The organism is Streptomyces inhibens (assembly GCF_003389455.1).
Lineage (GTDB): Bacteria > Actinomycetota > Actinomycetes > Streptomycetales > Streptomycetaceae > Streptomyces > Streptomyces inhibens.
This window is the reverse complement of the sequence record NZ_QUAC01000337.1, coordinates 1-3620: the sequence shown is the minus strand read 5'-3', so window position 1 is coordinate 3620 and position 3620 is coordinate 1. Positions and strand designations below refer to the sequence as shown.

General features: G+C 71.9%; 3 protein-coding genes. 1 reads left to right on the top strand and 2 read right to left on the bottom strand.

The window, feature by feature from the left end:
• Together DY245_RS34050 and DY245_RS34045 are read right to left on the bottom strand one after the other, a co-directional pair.
• On the bottom strand, nucleotides 1-187 hold a 187-nt coding region (locus DY245_RS34050), incomplete at its 3' end, for a hypothetical protein (protein WP_425329477.1).
• 330 nt (nucleotides 188-517) lie between these two features.
• A complete protein-coding gene (locus tag DY245_RS34045) occupies nucleotides 518-1384 on the bottom strand; it encodes a TetR/AcrR family transcriptional regulator (RefSeq protein ID WP_128510997.1) in 867 nt (288 codons plus the stop codon).
• A gap of 444 nt (nucleotides 1385-1828) precedes the next feature.
• Here DY245_RS34045 and DY245_RS34040 point away from each other — a divergent pair, with 444 nt between their 5' ends.
• On the top strand, nucleotides 1829-3208 hold the full coding sequence (locus tag DY245_RS34040; protein ID WP_128510998.1) for an NAD(P)/FAD-dependent oxidoreductase: 1380 nt from the start codon (nucleotides 1829-1831) through the stop codon (nucleotides 3206-3208).
• Nucleotides 3209-3620: the final 412 nt, after the last annotated feature.

Sequence of the window (3620 nt, the reverse complement as noted above, 5' to 3'; positions counted from 1 at the left end):
GCGGCGGCACGCTGCGGGCCCCGCCCGCCGGGCCACCGGCGCGGTCGTGCCGTTCGGCCGGCCCGTCCGCCGGGGACGTCGCCCCCAACGGCCCGTTCTGGCCGGGAACCTGCGGGGGCGGCGTCGCCTCGCTGTCGCCCGCCCAGGCCTCGCCGTCGCGCTGCTCGTCCCGCCCGTCAACACCCATTGCCCAGGCCCCCGAAGCCGCCATCACACCGGAACACCGCGCAAGCGTGCCACATCGCGCCCCGGCGCCTCAGGGCCGTGACGGTCAACCACCCATCCGGGGCGGGATCGTGGACGACCGCACGGGCGTTCACCCGTACGGGCCATATTGCGCATACGGGCCATACCGCACGCGGACCCCTTACGGGCCACTTCGCGGACGGCGTCCGTACGCACCGTTCCGCGCGCGGAGACGGAGCCCCGCGGCCCCCGGACGACACCATCGCGCCACGCCGTCCCGCCCGGCGGACCCGGCGATCGGGTCCCTCCGGACGGGGCCGGCCGGCGGACATCACCGGGCGGGGCGCGAACGCAGCCCCTCCAGCAGAATCTCCAGCAGCCGCGTGGACGCGGCCTGCTGATGCCCGGGGTCGGGCAGCGTGGGCGCGCCCGTGGCGATCACCAACAGGACGTCGGAGACCGTCACATCGGCGCGCAGCTCACCGGCTGCCTTGGCGCGGTCCACGAGCCGCCCGACGACCTCCAGCAGCGCCTCGGCCCCGGTCGTCTCCCCGGTGGTCTCCGGGGCGCCCGCAGCCGGCTCGGCCTTCGGTGCCTCGCTCTGGGTGACCAGCCGGAGATCGGCCGGTGCGCCGTCCGCGCCGGACGCCGTCCGCTGCTGCGGCACCCGCGCCTCGCCCAGCCCGTCCGGGACCCGGGCCCCGTCCGTGCCGTCCGCTGTCGGCTCCGCGGACCGGTCGGTGTCCGCGCTCACCCGCAAAATGCCCGGCGGCAGCAGCCGTCCGGCACCCGAGGCGACCGACATACGAAGAAAACGGGACAGCGCCGACCACGGATCGTCCTCCTGGCCCAGCGCCGTACGCGCCTGGTCCGTCAGCCGTGAGGTCTCCTCCTCGGCTATCCGGCGGACCAGGACGTCCTTGCTCGGGAACCGGCGGTAGACCGTGCCGACCCCGACCCGGGCCCGTCGCGCCACGTCCTCCATCGGCGCGCCGTACCCCAGCTCACCGAACACCTCGCGCGCGGCGCGCAGCACATGTTCCAGATTGCGCTGAGCGTCCACCCGCAGCGGCGTGCTCCGGCCGCCGGCACCGATGGTGCCGCCGCCCCCGTTGTTGTTGCCGTTACTGCTGCCTCCGCCGTCGGAGGCATGTGCCATCGCGACGGCTGTCGGCCATTGAGAGCCCTGAATGTGCATAGTCGATCCCCCGGTAATGACGTCTCCCCCCGGAGACTCCCCGCCCTGACGGTCGGGGTGTACCGACGAGAGGGTGCACCCCAACGAGATACGAACATAGTTGAGCCCGGGTCAAGAATGAAGGGGGCGTTCCGCACAGTGCGCCCCCCGATCGGCCCAACGGGCCTGATCCGCCCGGATTTCGCCCCCGCCCGCTCGCCGTCACCCACCCTCTGACCAGCGCACCTCGCCCCGCGCACGCGGAATGTGCCGTTCCGTCCCCAGGGTCGCGGCCGGTCATACATTTCGACGAGCCTGTGGACAAAGACGCCCCGGCGGTGCGTCATGGAACAGTGCTGTGCTTCCCGGGGGCGCAGTGCCCGATGGTGGCCGCGCCGCCGGCCGGCATCCGGATCGGTGCCGCCCCGGGCCAGGTCCACCGCGAGGAGAACCTCTGTGAAGGCTGTGTCTTCGAACAACGTGACGCGCATTCTCGTTGTCGGCGGTGGCTACGTGGGGATGTACACCGCCCTGCGGCTACAGCGGAAGCTGAAGCAGGAGCTGCGGCAGGGCACCGTCGAGGTCATCGTGGTCGACCCCGAGCCGTACATGACGTATCAGCCATTTCTGCCCGAGGCCGCGGCCGGCTCCATCTCCCCGCGCCATGTCGTCGTACCGCTGCGCCGCGTCCTGCCCCAGTGCCAGGTCGTCATCGGCGAGGTGACCGCCATCGACCACACCGAACGCAGGGCCACCATCACCACCCTGGCCGCGGAGGAGACCGGCAACGGCGCCATCGAGGTGGCCTACGACGAACTGGTCCTCGCGCCCGGCTCGGTCTCGCGCACCCTGCCCGTCCCGGGCCTGGCCGACGTCGGCATCGGCTTCAAGACCGTCGAAGAGGCCATCGGACTGCGCAACCACGTCCTCGCACAGCTCGACATCGCCTCCTCCACCCGCGACCCCGCGGTCCGCGACGCCGCGCTGACCTTCGTCTTCGTCGGCGGCGGCTACGCGGGCGTGGAGGCGCTGGCCGAACTGGAGGACATGGCCCGCTACGCCGTCCGCTACTACCACAACGTCCAGTCCGAGGACATGAAGTGGATCCTGGTGGAGGCGACCGGCCGGATCCTGCCCGAAGTGGGCCCGGAGATGGGCCGCTACGCCGTACGGGAGCTGCGCGGACGCAATATCGACGTACGGCTGGAGACCCGCCTGGAGTCCTGCGAGAAGCGCGTCGCGGTACTCAGCGACGGCTCCCGCTTCCCCACCAGGACCCTGGTGTGGACCGCCGGCGTCAAACCCCACCCCATCCTGGCCGCGACCGAACTGCCGCTGAACGACCACGGCCACCTCAAGTGCACCCCCGCGCTCCGGGTGGACGGCGTCGAACACGCCTGGTCCGCGGGTGACGCGGCCGCGGTCCCCGACCTGACGGCCGAGCCGCCCGCCAAGCCTGACGAGCCCCGCCCCCTGTGCGCGCCCAACGCGCAGCACGCCCTGCGCCAGGCCAAGGTGCTCGCCGAGAACATCGCCGCGGTCCTGCGCGGCGACCCGACCGAGAACTACGAGCACAAATACGCCGGCTCGGTGGCCTCGCTCGGCCTGCACAAGGGCGTCGCACACATCTACGGGCGCAAGCTGAAGGGCTACCCGGCGTGGTTCATGCACCGTGCCTACCACCTCAGCCGGGTACCGACCTTCAACCGCAAGGCCCGGGTGCTCGCCGAATGGACCCTCGCGGGCCTGTTCAAACGCGAGATCGTCTCGCTCGGCTCACTGGAGAACCCGCGCGCCGAATTCGAACTGGCGGCGGGCACCGGACGGCACAACGAAGCCATTTGACGCGCCGTATGGATGACAAGAGTTGACGTGCCGCCTGCCCCTGGACGGCCGGAGGTTCCGGAGCGCGGAACTCCACACCGGCACCCGGGCGTCTGACGGATGTCCGTCCGGTCGGCCACACTGGACGTGTGACCATGGGTGGGCTCGTATCTGCAAAGAGTGACAATCACGAGGATTCTGGACGTTTGCTGCATCACGCAAAAGGGCGCCGAGAGTGCCCCCAGCCGACCCTCCCCCGGCCGACGGCCGGGAGGTCCCGCCATGCCGACGGCCCGATCCCGCGCGACGACGCGAAGTAAGAGGTACCCCTCCGTGATCTTCACGCGCTGGAGCGCCAAATTCCCCGGCACACAGCGGCGCGCCGCCGCCCGGTCCGACCGCGCCGCGCCCCGCCCCGCGGCCGGCCCGCCGG

Bases quoted from the DNA above. Each gene is read 5' to 3' on its own strand.
- DY245_RS34045 (WP_128510997.1), bottom strand. From the start codon at position 1,384: ATGCACATTCAGGGCTCTCAATGGCCGACAGCCGTCGCGATGGCACAT.